Origin of the sequence: Aureimonas ureilytica (genome assembly GCF_001475935.1) — a bacterium.
GTDB classification, from domain to species: Bacteria; Pseudomonadota; Alphaproteobacteria; order Rhizobiales; family Rhizobiaceae; genus Aureimonas; species Aureimonas ureilytica_A.
The window spans coordinates 324847-342845 of record NZ_LDQA01000028.1; the positions used below are offsets into that span (position 1 = coordinate 324847).

General features: G+C 63.6%; 19 protein-coding genes. All 19 read right to left on the reverse strand.

Going from position 1 to position 17999, the window contains the following annotated elements:
- Nucleotides 1-103 precede the first annotated feature (103 nt).
- Entirely contained in the window at nucleotides 104-1240 is a 1137-nt protein-coding gene (locus NS365_RS14045) for a cell wall hydrolase (protein ID WP_058600891.1), read from the reverse strand.
- 130 nt (nucleotides 1241-1370) lie between these two features.
- Nucleotides 1371-2780 carry a ribosome biogenesis GTPase Der gene (gene der, locus NS365_RS14050; protein ID WP_058600892.1) on the reverse strand — a complete coding sequence of 470 codons (1410 nt, stop codon included), beginning with the start codon at nucleotides 2778-2780 and terminating at the stop codon, nucleotides 1371-1373.
- A 26-nt stretch (nucleotides 2781-2806) separates the two neighbouring features.
- Entirely contained in the window at nucleotides 2807-3595 is a 789-nt protein-coding gene (locus NS365_RS14055) for a tetratricopeptide repeat protein (RefSeq protein WP_153003774.1), read from the reverse strand.
- Nucleotides 3596-3856: 261 nt separating this feature from the next.
- Complete coding sequence (locus NS365_RS14060) at nucleotides 3857-4117, reverse strand: hypothetical protein (protein ID WP_153003775.1); 261 nt, start codon at nucleotides 4115-4117, stop codon at nucleotides 3857-3859.
- A gap of 90 nt (nucleotides 4118-4207) precedes the next feature.
- Complete coding sequence (locus NS365_RS14065; protein WP_058600894.1) at nucleotides 4208-6343, reverse strand: DUF1217 domain-containing protein; 2136 nt, start codon at nucleotides 6341-6343, stop codon at nucleotides 4208-4210.
- Between the two features lie 97 nt (nucleotides 6344-6440).
- Nucleotides 6441-6956 (reverse strand): hypothetical protein, encoded by a 516-nt coding sequence (locus tag NS365_RS14070; RefSeq protein ID WP_058600895.1) that lies wholly within the window; start codon nucleotides 6954-6956, stop codon nucleotides 6441-6443.
- A complete protein-coding gene (locus NS365_RS14075; protein ID WP_058600896.1) occupies nucleotides 6953-7306 on the reverse strand; it encodes a flagellar protein FlgN in 354 nt (117 codons plus the stop codon). The genes NS365_RS14070 and NS365_RS14075 overlap by 4 nt, the downstream gene beginning before the upstream one ends.
- A gap of 192 nt (nucleotides 7307-7498) precedes the next feature.
- Nucleotides 7499-7966: a rod-binding protein gene (locus NS365_RS14080; RefSeq protein ID WP_058600897.1), complete on the reverse strand. Its 468-nt coding sequence runs from the start codon at nucleotides 7964-7966 to the stop codon at nucleotides 7499-7501.
- A 26-nt stretch (nucleotides 7967-7992) separates the two neighbouring features.
- Entirely contained in the window at nucleotides 7993-8397 is a 405-nt protein-coding gene (locus tag NS365_RS14085) for a hypothetical protein (RefSeq protein ID WP_058600898.1), read from the reverse strand.
- Complete coding sequence (locus NS365_RS14090) at nucleotides 8394-9149, reverse strand: flagellar biosynthetic protein FliR (RefSeq protein ID WP_058600899.1); 756 nt, start codon at nucleotides 9147-9149, stop codon at nucleotides 8394-8396. The genes NS365_RS14085 and NS365_RS14090 overlap by 4 nt, the downstream gene beginning before the upstream one ends.
- Entirely contained in the window at nucleotides 9146-11236 is a 2091-nt protein-coding gene (gene flhA / locus NS365_RS14095) for a flagellar biosynthesis protein FlhA (RefSeq protein WP_153003776.1), read from the reverse strand. Before flhA ends, NS365_RS14090 begins: the two co-directional genes overlap by 4 nt.
- A 207-nt stretch (nucleotides 11237-11443) precedes the next feature.
- Complete coding sequence (fliQ, locus tag NS365_RS14100) at nucleotides 11444-11710, reverse strand: flagellar biosynthesis protein FliQ (protein WP_058600901.1); 267 nt, start codon at nucleotides 11708-11710, stop codon at nucleotides 11444-11446.
- 2 nt (nucleotides 11711-11712) lie between these two features.
- Nucleotides 11713-12135, reverse strand: a complete 423-nt coding sequence (flgD, locus tag NS365_RS14105; protein ID WP_058600902.1) for a flagellar hook assembly protein FlgD — start codon at nucleotides 12133-12135, stop codon at nucleotides 11713-11715.
- Between the two features lie 2 nt (nucleotides 12136-12137).
- Nucleotides 12138-12605 carry a flagellar biosynthesis repressor FlbT gene (gene flbT / locus NS365_RS14110; protein WP_058600903.1) on the reverse strand — a complete coding sequence of 156 codons (468 nt, stop codon included), beginning with the start codon at nucleotides 12603-12605 and terminating at the stop codon, nucleotides 12138-12140.
- 2 nt (nucleotides 12606-12607) lie between these two features.
- Nucleotides 12608-12958 (reverse strand): flagellar biosynthesis regulator FlaF, encoded by a 351-nt coding sequence (flaF, locus tag NS365_RS14115; protein WP_058600904.1) that lies wholly within the window; start codon nucleotides 12956-12958, stop codon nucleotides 12608-12610.
- A gap of 61 nt (nucleotides 12959-13019) precedes the next feature.
- Nucleotides 13020-14129 carry a flagellar hook-associated family protein gene (locus NS365_RS14120; RefSeq protein WP_058600905.1) on the reverse strand — a complete coding sequence of 370 codons (1110 nt, stop codon included), beginning with the start codon at nucleotides 14127-14129 and terminating at the stop codon, nucleotides 13020-13022.
- Between the two features lie 14 nt (nucleotides 14130-14143).
- A complete protein-coding gene (flgK, locus tag NS365_RS14125) occupies nucleotides 14144-15598 on the reverse strand; it encodes a flagellar hook-associated protein FlgK (protein WP_058600906.1) in 1455 nt (484 codons plus the stop codon).
- A gap of 109 nt (nucleotides 15599-15707) precedes the next feature.
- Entirely contained in the window at nucleotides 15708-17144 is a 1437-nt protein-coding gene (locus NS365_RS14130) for a flagellar hook protein FlgE (RefSeq protein WP_082684603.1), read from the reverse strand.
- 179 nt (nucleotides 17145-17323) lie between these two features.
- Entirely contained in the window at nucleotides 17324-17995 is a 672-nt protein-coding gene (locus NS365_RS14135; protein ID WP_058600908.1) for a response regulator transcription factor, read from the reverse strand.
- Nucleotides 17996-17999 lie beyond the last annotated feature (4 nt).

Here is a 17999-nt window from a genome sequence, read left to right on the forward strand (position 1 = left end):
GGAAGTGGCGAAACGAAGGCGGTTCAAGTTTGCGTGTTCACCGAGCTTCCCGGCGCGCGTCTCTCGAACATAAGCATTCTCACGCTGAAACGAAGAGGGCTGGCTAGCGCCAGCCCCCACCGAAGGTCCGGTAGAAGATGTGAAGGCCGATCTTGTCGACCTTCTCCATCGTCTTTGCCCAGCGCGGGTGGACATAGGTTGCGTGGTAATGCGTGGCCGAGCCGACTTCGGGGAGCCAGATTTCGCCGTTCGTCGTCTGGCGAGCGATTCGCTCGGCCAGCGCGTAGGCGGGCTTGTTCCAGATGATGTCCTTCACCCCATCGCAGGCAAAGGAGAACTGGCAGCGACCGAACCAGTCCTGATTCTGATACACGACGCCGCAGATCGTCTTGGGATAGGCCGGATTGCGGACCCGGTTGAGCACGACCTGCGCAACGGCGGCCTGCCCCTTCTCGGTTTCGCCGCGCGCTTCGAAATAGATCGCCGTCGCCAGACAGGTCTGTTCGGAGGGCGTGGTGGCGGAGGCCGGCAGCGGCGTCGCCACCCAGGAATGGTCGTTCTCGCCCTTGGGCGGCACGAAGCCGCGCGAAGGGCCGAGAACGGCGTCGAACAGGCTGGCCAAGGCGGGGCGATCGGTTCCCGCATAGGCGGCCGCGGACGAAACGGAGGCAGGGCTGTTTCGTGCGGGCGCGGCAAGCGCAGCCAGCGCCACGTTGGCGCGCTCACCCTTTGCCGCCCTCCCCTGCCCTCCCCGCTTGAGCGAGGCCGGCGCGGCGAAGCTCGCGGCGATCTGAATCGGGGCCATATCGGCCGGCAGCTTCGCCAGCGCTTCGCGGATCGTTTCGTCCCCCTTCGCGAGGCCAGGCCGCAGAAGGCTGGTGACGCTGCCGATCTGGCCGGCGGCGAATTTGGGCTGCACGGGCGGCAGGGGCGCGGCGGCGACGCGCCCGCCCTTGTCCGCGACCACGCGGCGGTTGGGGTCCTGAACATAGAGCGCATCGCCAGAGCCGGACGGCGGCAGGACAGCCAGCGCATGAGCCAGGGCGGCAGGCACGGGAACGGGCGACACCAAAGCAGCCAGATCGCCCAGCGGCGCGGGCGTCGGCGATAGGGCGAGCGAAGGAAAGATCGGCGCGAAGGCGAGGCTCAGCACTGACGACGCGACCACGCGGCGCAAAGCCAAGCGGCGGCGTGCGGCAGGCGCGAGGCGACGCTTGCGCGGTCGGACGTCAGGGGCCATCGTCGGTTTCCCGAAGGTTTCAGGGATAACCAACAATCTCCTATTAACCTTAGTGAGTGGTTAATGGCGGACATGAGGGAGCAGAGAGCGCCTTACCAACGCCCTCTGCCCTTTTAACGTCGAGCGACCCTCAGAACTTCTTCGCCTTATGCGCGTAAGGATTATCCGACTTGCGCATGGTCATGCGAATCGGAATGCCCGTCAGACCGAACTGTTCGCGCAACCCGTTGATGAGGTAGCGCAGATAGGCGGTGCCGACGGCCTCGGGACGCGAGGTCGAGAGAACGAAGGTCGGCGGGCGGGTCTTCACCTGCGTGATATATTTGATGTTCACGCGGCGCCCCGCCACAGCCGGAGGCGGATGATGGGACACCATTCGCTCCAGCCACTGGTTGAGCTTGGCGGTGGAGACACGCTTGTTCCAGATCTCGTGCGTTTCCGCGACGGCCTTCATCAGGCGGTCCAGCCCGTCGCCGGTTTCGCCCGACACGGTCACGGCCTTGACGCCGCGCATCTGCGGCAGGAGCCGATCGGTCTTTTCGCGCAGGTCGGCCAGAACCGCCTGACGATCCTCCACGAGGTCCCATTTGTTGAAGGCCAGAACCGGCGCGCGGCCTTCGCGCGCGATCAGGTCGGCGATCGACAGATCCTGCTTCTCGAACGGAATGGTCACGTCGAACACGACGATCACGACTTCGGCAAAACGCATGGCTCGCAGTGCGTCGGCGACCGACAGCTTCTCGAGCTTTTCCTGAACGCGGGCGCGCCGCCGAAGGCCGGCCGTGTCGAACATCTTGACGCGGCGTCCACGCCATTCCCATTCGACGGAAATGGAATCGCGCGTGATGCCCGCCTCGGGACCTGTCAGCAGGCGATCTTCGCCCAGAAAACGGTTCACCAGCGTCGATTTGCCGGCATTGGGCCGGCCGACGATCGCGATGTTCAGCGGCTTGGTCGCGTCGTAGCGCTGGACGGGTTCGCCGTCCTCGTCGAACTCGATCTCGTCGCTTTCGCCATCCTCGTCATCGCGCTCGTCGCGGAAGGCCGCGATGCCGAGCTTCTCGACGATCGCATGGCGCAGATCGGCCATGCCCTCGCCATGCTCGGCCGAAATCGCGCAAGGCTCGCCCAGCCCAAGGCTGAAGGCGTCATAGAAGCCGGCGTCGGAACCCCGCGCCTCGGACTTGTTGGCCACCAGAATCACCGGCTTGTCGCGGCGGCGCAGAAGCTCGCCGAAGACTTCGTCCTGCGGCGTCATACCGGCCTTGGCGTCCACCACGAAGAGCGACAGGTCGGCGTCGTCGATGGCGCGCTCGGTCTGGGCGCGCATACGCCCTTCCAAGGATTCGGCGCTCGCCTCCTCCAGACCGGCGGTATCGATGACCCGGAATTCGAGGTCCTGCAGCGTCGCGTCCCCCTCGCGCCGGTCGCGCGTGACACCGGGACGATCGTCCACCAGCGCCAGCTTGCGGCCGACCAGACGGTTGAAGAGCGTGGACTTGCCGACATTCGGCCGTCCGATAATGGCGATGGTCACCATGAGAGTGTTCTCGCTCCTGTTTCGGTTCAGGCCGGGGGCTGGTTGGGTTTGGCGGCGGCGGGCGGCGCGTCGCTCGGCTGCGGCGGGCTCTGAGCCTCGCTCGCCTCGGCATCGTCGGCAACGGGCTTGGCCGGCGCGTTTGCTGCCGGCGCGTCCTTGGCGCCATGCTCGGCTTCGATCAGTTCCACCATCAGCCCGGCGCGGCGCTTGATCCCGGCAGGGGTGCCGAAATCCTCCTGAAGTTCGGTGAAGAAGCTGCGCGCCGTATCGACATCGCCTGCCTTCCAGGCCGCCAAGCCGATCGCCTCCCGCGCGCCGTAGCGCAGCGGCTCGCCATCGGTCGTCAGGCGCTCGGCGCGCTGGCGCACATCCGCCAGCGACCCGTGATCCACCAGAGCGTAGGCGGCGCGAAGCGCGGCCATGTCGCGCAGATCCTGCGGAACGCTCGCATCGCCGGCGATCGCGTCGAAAGCGGCCACGCCCTTGGCGGGATCATCAGCCAGATCCAGTTCGGCCAGCCTGAGACGCGCGAGTGCGGGATAGGTGGCAACGCCCGTCTGCGTCAGCCCCTCCAGGATCGTGCGTCCCTCCTGGGTCTTGCCGTCCTCGATCAGCGTCGTCGCCGACAGAAGCTTGTCGCCATCGGCCGCCTCGACGCCACGCAGATGGCGCTGCCACAGGACATAGCCGCCGACACCCAGCACGATCACGACAGCGGCGACGATGGCCATCGTTCCATAGCGCAGCCAAAGGGCGCGGGCGCGCTCCTGGCGAAGCTCCTCGTTCACCTCGCGAATGAAGATGTCGTTGCTCATGAGCGGATGAACCCTGCGAATAGGCGCGATACGGACGGATTGATACGAGCACGCAGCTCGTCTTGATCCGGCTTTCTAACGATTTTTCGCCAGAGCGGAAGTCAGGACGCGTGCAAGCGCCCATCGGCGCGGCTTTCCTTGGGCTACAAGGCCCCTCCCCGTCCCCGCACTGTCATGCATCGGAACAGCAAAAGCCCGACGCGTTGGGGCGTCGGGCTTTTGCGAGAGAGTTCGCCCTGAACGAGGGCCGGATCGGTCCGGTCAGCTTTTCGGCAGACGGCTCGCGACGTCGCGTCGGGCGTCCGCCGTCGCCCTTTGGCGCTCGAGATCGTCTTGCGCCGAGTTGCCTTCGGGCTGCGCGTGCGAGCTGTCGGTCTGCTCCCGCAGACCCGCCGCCGCGTCTGGAGCCGGGGCTCCGCCGACGCGCGAAACCTTGGGTTCGCCGCCTCGATCATCGCCCAGAACGCTGACATCGGCATCGAGGCGGGTATCGTTCAGGCGGTTCGGTTCGTTGTCACTCATCATAGGGCTCCCATCCGTGTTGAGATGGGAAGCCGCGAGCAAGAGCGTTGTTCCCTCGCTGGCGACTATCGTCAGTACCCGCGACTGCCGTCAGAGATAGCTCAAGATGTTCGATCCGCCCGAAGAGCCCCCGAACAGCTGGAGGATCGGGGACGAGGACGAGTCGGCGTTCTGGGTGTCGTACATTCCGGCGAAGCGTGCGACGAATTTGTCGAGCTTCTTCTCGTCCGCGAAGTCTTTCACGTTGAGCTTCTTGTCCAGCATCGACGCCTGCTGATCGACATTCATGTTCACCATGCCCTCGGGCAGACCCAGCGCGGTGCGCACCACCGAATAAAGCGCCTTGTCGGCGAGGATGCCATAGGAGCTGGTCAGACCCGGCGCCTTGCGCAGGAAATAAAGCGCCAGACGGGTGCCCTCGCTCGTATCGCCGGCCTGCTCTTCCATCTTCTGCAGGAGATAAAGCTTGTCGGTGGCGAGACGATCCTTCGCCGACTGGCCGCCCGTCTCGCTGTTGCGCACGCTGCCGTCGGCCTCGAAATTGAACGCGGCGGCGAACTTTGCGATGGCCTTGTCGGTCTGCGTGTTGGCGTAGCTCTTCGGGTCCCCGAGATCGCTGGTCAGAATCTTCTTCAGCTCGTCCTTCGACAGATCCTTGTTCTTCACGCCGAAGGCGGTCAGCGCATATTGGATCGTCTTCTTGTCGGTCAGGAGATCGTTCAGCGAAACGGCTGAGCCGACGGCGGCGAGATAGGCCTTGGTGTCGGCCTTGATGGTGGCCTTCTTGTCGTTGCTCAGATTGGAGCCGAAAGTCGCGGCATAGAGCTGGCCGATCTTGGTCTGATCGCTCACATCCTGGATCAGGCGTTCGGGACGCAGCTTGCCGTTCTCATCGAAATTGAAGGCTGCGGCAAGCTGGGTGTAGCGATCGTCCTTCAGCCTGGAGACATAGCTGTCCGGGTCCGTCGGGTCGCTGGTCAGAACAGCGCGAATCTTGGTAAGGCTCGCCGTCGCCGGATCAATGCCGACCGCCTTCAAGACGAAGTTCAGCGTGCGGCGCTTGCCGTCGACCGACGATGTCGCCATCAGATCGGTGACGGACTTGATGTCCACGAGCGCGGCTTTGAACTCGGTCGTGTCGAAATTGACCGATTTGTTGAAGGCCGTCTTGTAGTTGTTGCCATAGCCGGTGATCAGCTTGTCCAGCCCGTTCGTTGCGGGCGGCGACATCGTGCCGTTGCTTTGAACGCTCAATGCGTCGTGCAGCGCCTGGAAGCGCGCCTTCTCGACATCGGACACCGTGCTCGGAATAGAGGACGGATTCTGAAGATAGCTCGCGGCCGCGCTCGCGGCGTAGGTGATCTCCGAGCCCATGGCCGTCATCGCGAAGGTCAGCAGACGCTCGTCGCTGGTGAACGCGGAAACCGTCTGGGTCGTGTTGCTCGCCGAAAAGAACGCATTGAGATAGTCGATATTGGCCTGCTTGGCCTGGGGGCTCGTCGCGTTGCCTGTCAGGTTGTTGTAGGTATAGACGGTATTCGACGCCATCTGAGCGGTTTGGGCGATCCATGTCCGCGTTGTGGCGGGGGCTGTGGGAGCGGCGCTGAACTGGGTCCGCAGCGTTGCCCAAGCGGCATCGCCATTGCTGACGTCACCCTTCAGGACCGAGGCGGCGTAGTCGGACGAGATCGCGCTGGGGTCGGAGAAGCCCGACGCACGCAACGCGACGTCGAGAAGGCCACGATCCGCCACGAAACCGTCGATCGAGCTGACCGATCCGATATTCTGGGTGTAATAGCTCGTCGCCTTCGCCGCGATCGGCGCGGACGTATCGACGCGCTCCGCATAGGCCTCGACCAATCGCTCGGTCTGCGACGTGGACTGCGCGGTCGGGGTCGTGTCGGAATTGAAGTTGAAGGCCGCCGCGAAGTCGCGATAGCGCTGATCCGACAGCTTGTTGGCGAAGGACGAGGAATCCGTCAGGTCGCTCTGAAGCACCTTCTTCATGATGCCCTTGGCGTTGATCTGATCCTCCAGACCATAGGCCTTCATCGCATAGGAATAGAGCTTGTAGTTCCCGAGGAACTGATCGACCGATGTGACCTTGCCGATATTCTGGTCGTAATAGGCCTTGTCGCGCTCGACCTGCGCCTGGCTCGACAAGCGCTCCAGCGTCTTGGCCATGTCGTTCGTGTAGAGGCGATAGTTGAGAAGAGTCGAAATCACCACCGGTCTCCAAACGAGAAGACGCCGGCTTGAGCGAGGCCGGCGCTGAAGAGAAGTCTATCGAAACAGGGTTGCCATGCCGTAAAGGCCGGTTCGATCAGGTCTTGCCGCGCGACTGAAGCTGCTCGATCTCGCCCTTGGACTGATTGCCGCCCATCGCCCCGCCCATCTGGTTCTTGGGCAGGAAGTCGAACTGATCGATCATCACGTCCTCGACCACCTTCTGGCCGTAACGCTTGTTGACCGTTTCCTTGATCGAGGCGAGGAGAGCGGCCACGTCGTAGCGCTCGGGATGGCGGAAATCGAAGCCCGAGACGGAGTAGACCGCGCGAAAGGCCTCATCCAGAATGATCGGATCGGGCGGCACGGCCAGCGTCGCGGAAAGCTTGCCGTCGATCGTGTAGACGAAGCGCGCCAGGACATAGCCCTGGATCGCGTTTTCCGAGATCAGCGGCACGGCGATGCTGGTGGTCTTCTTGTAGTCGAGACCTTCGAAATAGGTCGGCTGCTTGGGCGCGGGCGCCTCGCCGCCGCCGCTCAGCTTGGCCATGGCAAAGCCCGAGCCCAGCGTGACCACCATCACCCAGACGCCGATCCCGAGAAGCTTGATCATTTGGCGACCCGCGCACCGGACAGGCTGGAGCCGTAGGTTCCGTCCGACTCGGCCGCGGCGATGGCGCGCGTGATGACGTCGGCCACCTCGGCGGTCGCCTCGATATGGATCTGCAGGAGACGGCTGTTCTCCGTCAGGTGCTCGCGCAGGGTGCCGAGGCGATCGCGCATCTCGGCGCTGAGCGAGGCCGGCTCGATGCCGCGCTGCAGGCGCGTCAGTTCGAACAGGCTCTGGTTCTTGCGATTGCTGATGTCGCTGAGGCCCGTGCTGTCGCCCGAGCGCAGCGCGAGGCTTTCGCCCGCCAGAACGGATTCCAGACGATTGATGGCCTGAGTGAGAACCGCTTCCACGTGCCCATGTCCTTTTCTGTCGCGGCTTCGCCGCCTCTCGCCTCGCTCATGCTCATCCCATTGGGGGCGCAAGCGAAACTCGTTGACGGCTCCGTGCCTCGCAATGGTCAGACGCATCCTGCCCACGCCAGACGAACGAGCCGCTGTGATCGGTGCGCTCCGGGCCCTCGACGGCCCAAGAGCTCTGATAGGTTAGCTTTTGTCCGGCCCACCCGGCTCGCGCTTGGCCAGCATGTCGGCGATCCCGATGCCGCCAGAGGCGGCCATCTCGTCGCCGATGCGCTCGGCCAGCATGGATTTCCAGATCTGGCCGGCCGTACCGGAGCCGAAGAAGCTCGTGTCCTTCTGCGGCAGCATCGTTTCCACGAAATTGCGCAGGAAGAAGCTCTCGAACTTCTGCAGCGGCTTCAGCTCGCCGCTATGCGACGACTGATGGAAGAAGCGCTCGCCCCGCTCTTCCTGCGCGCGCGCGGCCCCTTGCAGGTTCTGCGCCGCCAGAAGATCGGCAAAGCTGCCGGCGTCCGTCGCCGAGACGGGCGCGGCCGGCACCGCCGAGGCGGGCGCACTGCGCTCGCTCGCAGCAGTCGGCGACAAGGGGGAGAGCGGGTCCACGGTCATGGCGTGATGGTCCGAAAGGAGATCGCGACCTTGGGGCCGCATGTCACTCTTCTTCTAGCGCGCCGCACTTATTCCAGGCTTGCGGCGCGGGCGACGAGGTGGTCTTCGAGGGCAGAAAGAAGTTCGACCGCGTCCTGTGCGATCCGGTCCTCCACGAGGGCCGCCTCCGCCGCGCGCTCGACACGCTTCTCCGTCATGTTCTCTGTCCGAACGCGCTCGCGCGCGTCCACCTGCTTGGCCGAGACGGCCGCCAGCGCCAGATCGTTGCGCCGGAGCGCGGAGACCTTGGCGTCGAGAAACAGGCCCTGCATCAGCGACTGCGCGCCCAAGGTATCGAGCAGCTCGTCGCGCGTGTCTTCCAGGCCCTTTTGCTCGCGCACGAGTTCGGCGAGCGCCCATTCGGCCTGCTGGCGCTTGCGCTCCTGCACGGCCAGAACACGGGCCAGCCGGTCGGATCGTTTGCCCTCGCTCATCCCATGACCACCCATTGACGATAGGCGCCCGCGAAGATCGACAGGATATTGCCGGCGCTGAACCAGAGAAGCAGAAGTCCGCCCGCCAGAACGAAGGGCATGGAGATGAAGTAGATCGGGATGGCCGGCGTCATCTTGTTGGCCAGGCCGATCGCGAAATTGACGATCACGGCATAGACGACGAAGGGGCTGGAAATGCGCAGGCACAGCATGAAGGTCTGCGCCAGATTGTCCACCAGCGAGTTGAGGCCGGAGCGGATCGAGAAACCGAGTTCCACCGGCATCGCCTTGTAGGACGCCACCAGCGCGTTGACGATCTCGGCGTGAAGGTTCAGCGAGAAGATCATCACCGTCGCCGTCAGCGTGATCAGCGAAACGAGCGCGGGGTCGGCCTCGTGGCCTTCCAGGGGCACGCCGAGCGACTGGCCCATGCCGATCGCGTTGGCCATGACGCTGCCCGAAAATTGCAGCGCCAGCATGAAGACGCGCCCCAGAAGGCCGATCAGGAGCCCGTTCAGGATTTCGCCGACGGTCATGTAGATCCGCATGTCGTCGCTGGCCATCTGCACCAGCGGCAACACCTGCGGCAGAAGCCGGGGCGCGACGGACAACGCCACCGCGATCGCCACGAAAAGGCGGATATGCGTCGGGATACGCGCGCTGGAATATCCCGGCAGCATCATCAGGCAGGAGCCGATGCGGCAGAAGATCAGGAACAGCGCGATGATCAGCGCCTGCGCGTCGGCGGTCACGAGATCGATCCGAGCGCCTTGATGTCGACGCCGCGCGCGATTTCGAGATGCGAGAGAACAGGCAGATTGACGAAGATGCGCTCGATCATCATGCGCACATAGGGGCGCGCGTCCGGCGAGGCGACGAGCACGAAATTCTCGCCCTGGTCGGTCTTCTCGCGGATCATCTTGGTGGCTTCCGTGGCGAACTGCTCCACGAGGCGCGGGTCGATGTCGAACTCGATGACGTCGCCCTTGGCGTCGCGCTTAAGCGCCTGATGGAAGGCGAGATCCCAGCGGTTGCCCAGGCGCAGAACGCCCAGCTGACCATGGTGCAGAAGATCGCCGCAGATCTGCTGCGCCATGCGGGTGCGCACATGTTCCACGATGCGCTCTGACCGGCGCACATGGGGCGCGATTTCCGCGATGGCTTCCAGGATCAGCGTCAGGTTCCGCACGGAGACGCGCTCGGCCAGCAGCAGCTTCAGCACCGCCTGAAGACCGGAATAGCTCATATGGGCCGGCACGATCTCGTCGATCAGGCGCTTGTATTCGGGCTCCAGCCGGTCGAGCAGCGAGCGCATATCCTTGTAGGACAGGAGATGGGCGAGGTTGTTGCGGATCACCTCCGACAGATGCGTCAGGATGATCGACAGCGTATCCACCGGCTCGAAGCCCGAGCGCCGCGCGGCGGCCGCGAAGGTCTCGGAAATCCAGGCGGCGCGCAGGCCGAAGGCCGGCTCCTTGGTCAGGTCGTGCGGAATATCGGGCACGGGCGCATCGCCCAAGACGATCAGGAGATCGCCGAGGCGGATCGGCTGGCTGGCGACCGTCGTGCCATGAACCTTGATGGCATAGGAGCGCGGGTCGAGCGCCAGATCGTCCGAAAGCTTGATTTCGGGGATGACGAAGCCGTAGCGCGAGGCGAAGCGGCGGCGCATCTTGGCGACGCGGTTGGCGAGTTCGTCGCGCGAGAAGTTGAGATGGGCGGCGACCTGTTTGCCGAGCACCAGTTCCACTTCGATGATGCGCAGCGATTCCTTAACCGACTGGCGTTCCGCTTCGAGCGCCTTTTCCTCGGCGGCCTTCTGTTCGGCCTGTTCCTTCTGAACCACTTCGGCGCGGCGACGCGGAATGACATAGGCGATGCCGGCGAGCGCGCAGGCCGTCAATGCGAAGGGCAGCATGGGCAGGCCGGGCAGCAGCGAGAGAACGCCGAGCAGCGCGGCGGCCACCATCAGAGCGCGGGGATAGTGCCCGAGCTGCGTCATGATGGCCTGTTCGGCGGCGCCGCGCGTTCCGCCCTTGGAGACGAGAAGACCGGCGGCGAGCGAGACGATCAGGGCCGGGATCTGCGTGACGAGACCGTCACCGACCGACAGCTTCACGAAGACGTCGGCCGCGTGGCTGGCGTCCATGCCGTGGCGCGTGACGCCGATGATGATACCGCCGAAGATGTTGACGGCCGTGATGATGAGGCCGGCGATCGCGTCGCCGCGCACGAATTTCGAGGCACCGTCCATCGAACCGAAGAAGGAGCTTTCCTCTTCCAGTTCGCGCCGGCGGGTCTGTGCCTGCTTCTCGTCGATGAGGCCGGCCGAGAGATCGGCGTCGATCGCCATCTGCTTGCCGGGAATGGCGTCGAGCGTGAAGCGCGCGCCGACTTCCGCGATACGCGTCGCGCCCTTGGTGATGACGAGGAAGTTGACCGTGATCAGGATGATGAAGACAACGATGCCGATGACGAAGTCGCCGCCCATGACGAACTGCGAGAAGCCGCCGATGACATAGCCGGCCGCGTTGTGGCCCTGGTCGCCATGGCTGAGGATGACGCGCGTCGTCGCGATGTTGAGCGACAGGCGCAGCATGGTGGCCAGGAGCAGCACGGTCGGAAAGGCCGAGAATTCCAGCGGCTTCTGAATCCAGAGCGACACCATCAGGATCAGGATCGACAGCGCGATCGAGATCACCAGCCCGACGTCGATCAGGAAGGCGGGAATGGGCACGAACAGAACCGCCAGCATCGCGATGATGCCGACGGCAAAGCCGATGTCGCGGCGTGAATTGCCCGGCAGGCTGGGCGCGATCTTGAGCGTGTCGACCGACATACGGCGCATTCCCCGAAAAACGGCGCGCGGGCGAACGGAGCCCGGCTCGGCACAGATCCCGCGACGGTCGGGTCGCGGCACAATCCTTAACGCTTTATTTCAGGGCTCACTGGTGCCGGGCTGGCGCGATGCGGAGCGTATCGCAAGCAAAAACGCCCGCCGGAGCGAACCGACGGGCGTCTCGATCAAATCAAGATACGAGAAAGCTCAGAACCCGTGTTCGATGCGGGAATAGCTTTCCTGCGTGAAGGCATAGACCTGCGCGCCAGTGAAGGAGGCCGTCAGCGCGATGATGACGAAGATCGCGAGGATCTTCGGCACGAAGGTCAGCGTGACCTCCTGAATCTGCGTCAGCGCCTGGAACAGCGCGATCAGAATGCCGACCAGCATGGCGCCGGCCACGGCCGGACCGCAGGCGAGAACCACCGTCCAGATCGCGTGCTGAACGATGTCGATGGCATCGGCCTCGTTCATGGCTACTCGACCTTCACGCCGTTGCCGAGCGTCATGCTTTTGCCCGAGGAGAGCGTGGCCACCGTGCCGTCGCTGGTGACCTGCACGGACTTCACCACGCCGCTCAGCGTCTGGTCGCCATTGGTGATGGTGCGGCCGATCAGCGAGTTGGCGTTGGTGAGCGCGTTCAGCGTCGTCATCGCCTCCAGCTTCTGGTTCAGCTTGATCGACTGTTCCACGTTGGAGAACGAGGCGAGCTGGCTCATCTGCTGGGTTGGATCGGTCGGGTTCAACGGGTCCTGGTTCTTCATCTGTGTGACGAGAAGCTGCAGGAAGGCGTTGTAGTCGAGGCCCGTCTTCAGCTCGCTGGCCGTCGACGAGGACGTGCCGGTCGAAGCGCCGACATTGGTGGTCTGGTTCTGGGTCGAAACGCCGGAAACTTCCATGATCAGCGAGCTCCAACAGCAACCGGAGCACGCTCCGGCAAGGAAACAGAGCCCATATGGGCGGGTGCGTCTACGGTGGCCGCTGCCGCGAGAATGGCGTCTTCCAGCGGAATGATCGCCCGCAGGCGCTTCAGCGCCTCGAAGACGCGGTCGCGTTCGATCAGCTCGGCGACGTCCTGCAGCCCGGAGCGCACGGCTGCCGAGGAGAAGGCGGCCATAAGGGCGGGGAAGCTGCGCTCGAAGAGAACGCGCGTTTCGCTCGCCGTCGCCGGGTCGATCAGCATGAGCTGGACCACGAAGTAGAGCTGGCGGATCGGCGTCGTCGCGTCTTCGGCCTGCATCACGTGGCTTTCCAGAAGGAAGGTCACGTCGTTCATGAATTCCAGATGGGTCTTGCGATCGACGCGCATGACCGCGCCATTGACGAAAATGCGCTCGCCCGCGCGCAGGGTGATGCGAAGTGTCGACATCCTTATTCTCCCAACCCGTCGCGGATCATGGTGGTGACCTCGATCATGGTCGAGAAGCTCTCGCGCTGGCCGAGCCGGATCGCCTCGGCTTCGCGCATGATCCAGAGCCCGATCGAGATGAGGCTGGCGCGCAACTCGTCCGGCAGCGCATTGCCGGGCGTCGCGAGGTCTTCCACCAGCACCGACCAGAGATTGCGCGTCAGGTAGATGGCGTCGATCGCCTCGCGCGAACGCGGGCCCGCGGCCTCGGCGTGCTTGAGCGCATCGACCATGCGATCGAGCGCCTCGCGCTCGCGCTCGCGGGCCGTTGCCGAGCTGTCCTGCGTAACCTCGGCATAGGAGAATTGATACATTCCCATTCCTCAAAGCGGCGGGCATTCATGCCCTTTGGTCGGGTTCGGCGGCGAGGCCGGATCAGAGATAGTTGAGAAGGCTGAGATTCTGCAGCTTGCCGGTCACGGCGAAGGTCGCGTCGAGCTGCGTCTTCAGCTGGTTGATCAGCAATCCGGCTTCGGTCTGATCGACGCCTTCGAGGCGGTCATACGCGGCAGCCACCAAATCCTTCTGCTTCGTTAGCAGCGTATTGGCGGCATCGACGCGGTTCTGCCGAACGCCGAGGTCCGACTGAACCTTGACGATGCCGTCCTGACCCGACTTCAGCTTCACCTGCGCCGCCGTTGTCAGGGCTTGGCGGGCGCTATCGCCCATCTTGTCCACGCCCAGCGCGCCGATCATCGCATAGGCCGCGACCGTATTCTTGAAGGCCGGCGTATTGACGTTGACCGACGTGTCGATCTGCTCGGAGCGCGAGATATAGGCGGACGAGACCGCGCCGCCGGAATCGGCGATGCCGTCCCAGATACCCGGAACAGCCGCAACGGCCGGCGTCGCGCCATTGGCCGGCACAGCCGGCGTGCCGAAGAAATCGACCGAAAAGCTGCGAGCCGTCGCGGAGCCTGATTTCGTATAGCCGGCATCGCTGAAATAGGCATTCACCTGGTCTGCAGTCGCTTGGGAAACGTCCGTGATGCCGAGTGCATCAAGGAATTTCGACTGGATGCTGCCCGACAAAGTGGTCAAGGTCGCGCTGTCGCTTTTCACCGGCTGGGTGTTGGCGTGCGTGCCGCCGAACAGATATTCGCCGCCGCTGCTGACATTGACCGCGCCCAGAACCTGCTGAAGGCCCTGCTGCGCGCTTTGTATGAGAGCGGCCGTGCCCGTTCCCGTGGCCGTGCCGTTGATCAGAGCCTTGGAATAGTCGTCGGACGCGTTGCGGATCGACGTCAACGAATTGTCCATCAGCTGAAAGCGGCTGGTGATCAATTTGTTGGAGTCCAACATGCTTTGGAACGTGTCCTCCTGCGAATGGTAGGAGATCGCGTTTCCGGTGACGCGGCCGAGCGTGCGACCCACATCGGCGTGGCGTCCGGTGTTGAACTCCTTCTGCGCATCGGCGATTTGGGTCTGCACGCGCTGGATGGTGCTGCGTGAGAAGTTGCTTAAGGTCAGGCTGGAAATCGACATGGCGCCGAGCGTCCTCAGATGGCTTGCAGAAGGGCGGCCATCATCTGGTCCACCGTGGTGATGATCTTGGACGAGGCCTGAAACGAACGCTGGAGATCGAGAAGCCGTGTCAGCTCGGTGTTCAGGTCGATGCCTGTTTCGTTCGAAAGCGTCGTCTGGGTCTTATCGAGAAGCGTCTGCTGATACTGGTTGGTTGCCAGCGTCGTCGAGCGCGTGCCCTGCAGCCAGCTCATCGACGAGCCCGCGAAATTGGCGATCGTCCCGGTGGCATCGGCACCATCCGCGCTGTAGGCGCGAGCGGTTCGAATGCTGGTCACAAGATTGGTGAGACGCGTCGTATAGCCCGTCGCAGCGGTGTCGGTGTTGTACTTGGCGCCGCCGCTGATCCCGCCGTCGCGCAGAAGGGTCGGGTCTCCCAGGACGCTGGCGGCGACCTTGATCCGTCCCGCCGCCCCTGCGAGCGATGAACTCGCGCTGGCGGGCGTCGTCCCTGTGGCAGCAACACCGGTGACGGTCGCGCTGGCGTCCTGAAAGAGGCCCTGCGCTCCACCGGTTTCGGAGAAGACATCGATCAGGTTGTTGGCAATGGCGTCAAGCTGCGTCTGGAACTGGGGCGCCACCTTGTCCCGCAGTTCGATCAAGCCGGCGATCTTGCCGCTCGTGACGGGCATGAAGGAGTTGGCTCCGGTAACGACCGTCCCGTCGATACGGAAAGCGCCACCGGCCTGCCCTGGCTTGAGCGACGGGGTGGCCGTGAAATCCACGCTACGCGCCACACGATCGAACAGTGTCACACCGCTGTCGGTATAGATCACCAGGTCATTGTCGCCACGCGACTGAACGTTGATGCCGACATATTCGGATAGTTTCTGGATCTGCTGATCGCGCTGATCCACCTCGTCCGTGACGTCCCGGTTGGCGACGGTGCCAGCCGTGATCCGTTGGTTCAGATCCTGGATCTGGCTGAGAATGCTGCGCATATCACTGGCGGCTTGCCCCAGTTCGTCGTCGGCATCCTGTCGGATCTGATCAACGGTATCGCTTGCGACGTTCAGCGACGTGGCGAGAGCTTGTGCGGCGGCGACCGCCGCCCGGCCGACTTCTCCATTGGCGGGCGCCTTGCTGTAGCTCACCAGCGCATCGGCGAGGGCGGACACTTTCGCCGCGGGCGAGCCCTTCGCATCGGTATCGCCGATCACCTCGTTGAGGCGGTCGAGCCCGCCTGCCACTACGCCCGACCTCGCGACATCCGAGGTGCCGTTGAGGACATTTCGAAACAGAGCGGTATTGCCGGACTGCGAAACCGAACGGATTTCCAGCCGCCCGTCCGCGCCGGTCACGACATTGGCGTATTTGCGCGTCGCGCCGGCCACATTCGCGTTTGCGATGTTGCGCGAAACGAGAGCGGTTTGAGCCTGGCTGGCCTGAAGCGACGACGTCGCCGTGTTGATGGCAGACGAAAGGGTCATGGTGGGCGTCCGCAAAGGAGAATCGATCGTTGGCCGGCCGCCGATCCGCGGCCGCGCCCTCGCAGGGAGAAGCGCCGCCGGCGCCTCTCGAAATCATGCCCCGATGGCGTTAGCGCTTCAGGTTGACCAGAACGTCCATGATTTCCGAACCGGTCTGGAAGACCTTGGAATTGGCCGTGTAGGAGCGCTGCGACTCGATCATCGTCGTCAGTTCGCTCGCCAGATCGACCGTCGAGTTTTCCAGTGCGCCCGACTGCAGAGTGCCAAGGCCACCGCTGCCGCCGAAGCCCATCAGGATCGTGCCCGACTCCACGCCAGCGTAATACGCGTTGCCCGAAACGCCCGTCAGATTGTCCGGGGCGGCGACCATGGCGAGCGGGATCTTATAGAGATTGCGCGAGGTGCCCGAGGTGAAGGTGGCGGAGACGGTTCCGTCCTTACCGACCGACACCTTGTCGATCACTTCGGCCGGATTGCCGTTCACCGTGGCGGCGAGCGGCAGGTAATCCTTGGAATACTGGGTGAAATCGCTGACGTTCAGCGCGATCTGCGAGCCGTTGAGCGCGTTGATCGCATTGGCGTTGGTCGAGCGGAGATCGATATTCAAGAAGCCGTTGCGCGCAGCGGTATCGACCGTCGACGTGGTGCCTCCCGACGTAATCGACGCGAGTTTGCCCGATGACGCATCGAATGTCATCGTCCCCGTATACAGAGGGCCCTTGGGCGCGGTCGTTCCAGCGGCATAGGGGAAGGGCGCGGTCGCGGACGGATTCGTGCCCGTGGTCGACGACGCGTCGGCCTTGTTGAAGACCGCCACTTCCCACTTGTTGTTGTCGATTTTCGTGTAATAGACGTCGAGTTGAACCGCCTTGCCCGTATTGTCATACGTGGTGATCGAGCTGGCGGACGTGTAGGAAATCACGGTGTTCGAGGCTGCGGTCGGCGTCGTCGTGATCTCGCCAGGCGTGGTCACGCCAGCGACGGCAGGATCGATCTTTGCCGCTTCCTTGTTCAGGTTCGCGGTCAAATCGCCCTTCGTCGTCGGCGTTGCGCTCAAGAGCGACGCCCGCATGTTGACGGGCTGCAAGCCGGCAAAGCCATTCAGCGTGTAGTCGGTCCCACCGGTCGTGACGGGATACCCCATCAGCGTATAACCGGCCGCGTTCACCAGCGTGCCGTCGGCCTGCTGGGTGAAGGAGCCGGCGCGCGTCAGGTAGTTGCCGGAGGAGCCGCCCTTCGTGCTGCCATCGTTGACGACGAGGAAGCCGTTGCCCTGGATGGCGAGATCGATCTTCTTGGAGTTGCTGGAATTGGCCGTATAGGAAATGCCGCCCTGCTCGCTGACCAGCGTGCGAACATTCGCTTCCACCGCGCCAGAATTATACTGGTTCGCGCCATGGGCCAGAATCTGCGACGTGAACTCCGTCGTCGTCTGTTTGTAGCCGTTGGTATTGGCGTTCGCGATGTTTTCCGAGACGGCGCTGAGGCGCGTGGCCTGCGCGTCCATGCCCGAAACGCTCGTGCGCATTAGTCCGCCGATGCTCATGCCTGCTCCTTCAATACCAAACCGGGGAATTGTGGCAAAGGTATCGGGACTGGCTTGCGTCAAACTGCATTACGAAGTGTAAAGGATGATACGGGATTAATCTTTTATTAGTAAATATAAATAAACCCGACGCAAGCGCCGGGTTGAATGCTTTTGTTAAGACTTGAGCTTTAGGCGGATCAGACGCCGATGCCGTAGCCGAGATAGCGCTTGGAGGAGACGGGATCGTAGCCCAGGCGCATCTTGAGCTTCTTGCGCAGCTTGGAGATGTGGCTTTCGATGACGTTCTCTTCGACGTTCTCGTCGAAAATGCCGTAGATCGCGCTGAAGAGCTGCTGCTTGGAGACGCGGCGGCCCTTGTTGGCGACCAGATATTCCAGAATGCGGCGCTCGCGGCGCGGCAGGACCAGCGGCTCGCCGCCGACTTCGGCGTCGCGACCATCGGTGAAGACGCAGATCTCGTCGATCGCGTTGCGGTTGCGATCGACCGCCACGTCGCGGCGGCGGATGGCACCGACACGCGCCAGGATTTCCTTGACGTGGACCGGCTTGGCCACCACATCGTCAATGCCGGCGGCGAACAGATCGAGCGTGGAATTGAGGGCCTTGGTCTCGGCCAGAGCGATCATCGGCGCGGTGGAGCGGCTCCGCACGAGGCGGGTGAATGTGCTGCGCTCGGGAAAATCGCCCAACAGAAACGCCTCGACGGCGGAGATGTCGGTCTCGGAGGCCGACTCGACCCAGTCGCGGAACTCGTCCACTCCAAAGCCCGCTGACGAGACGCCTTCCTGCGAGAAAAGCGACTTGTAGCCGTTGGTCACGAGTTCCCGGTTATCCACGACTACGATCATTTGG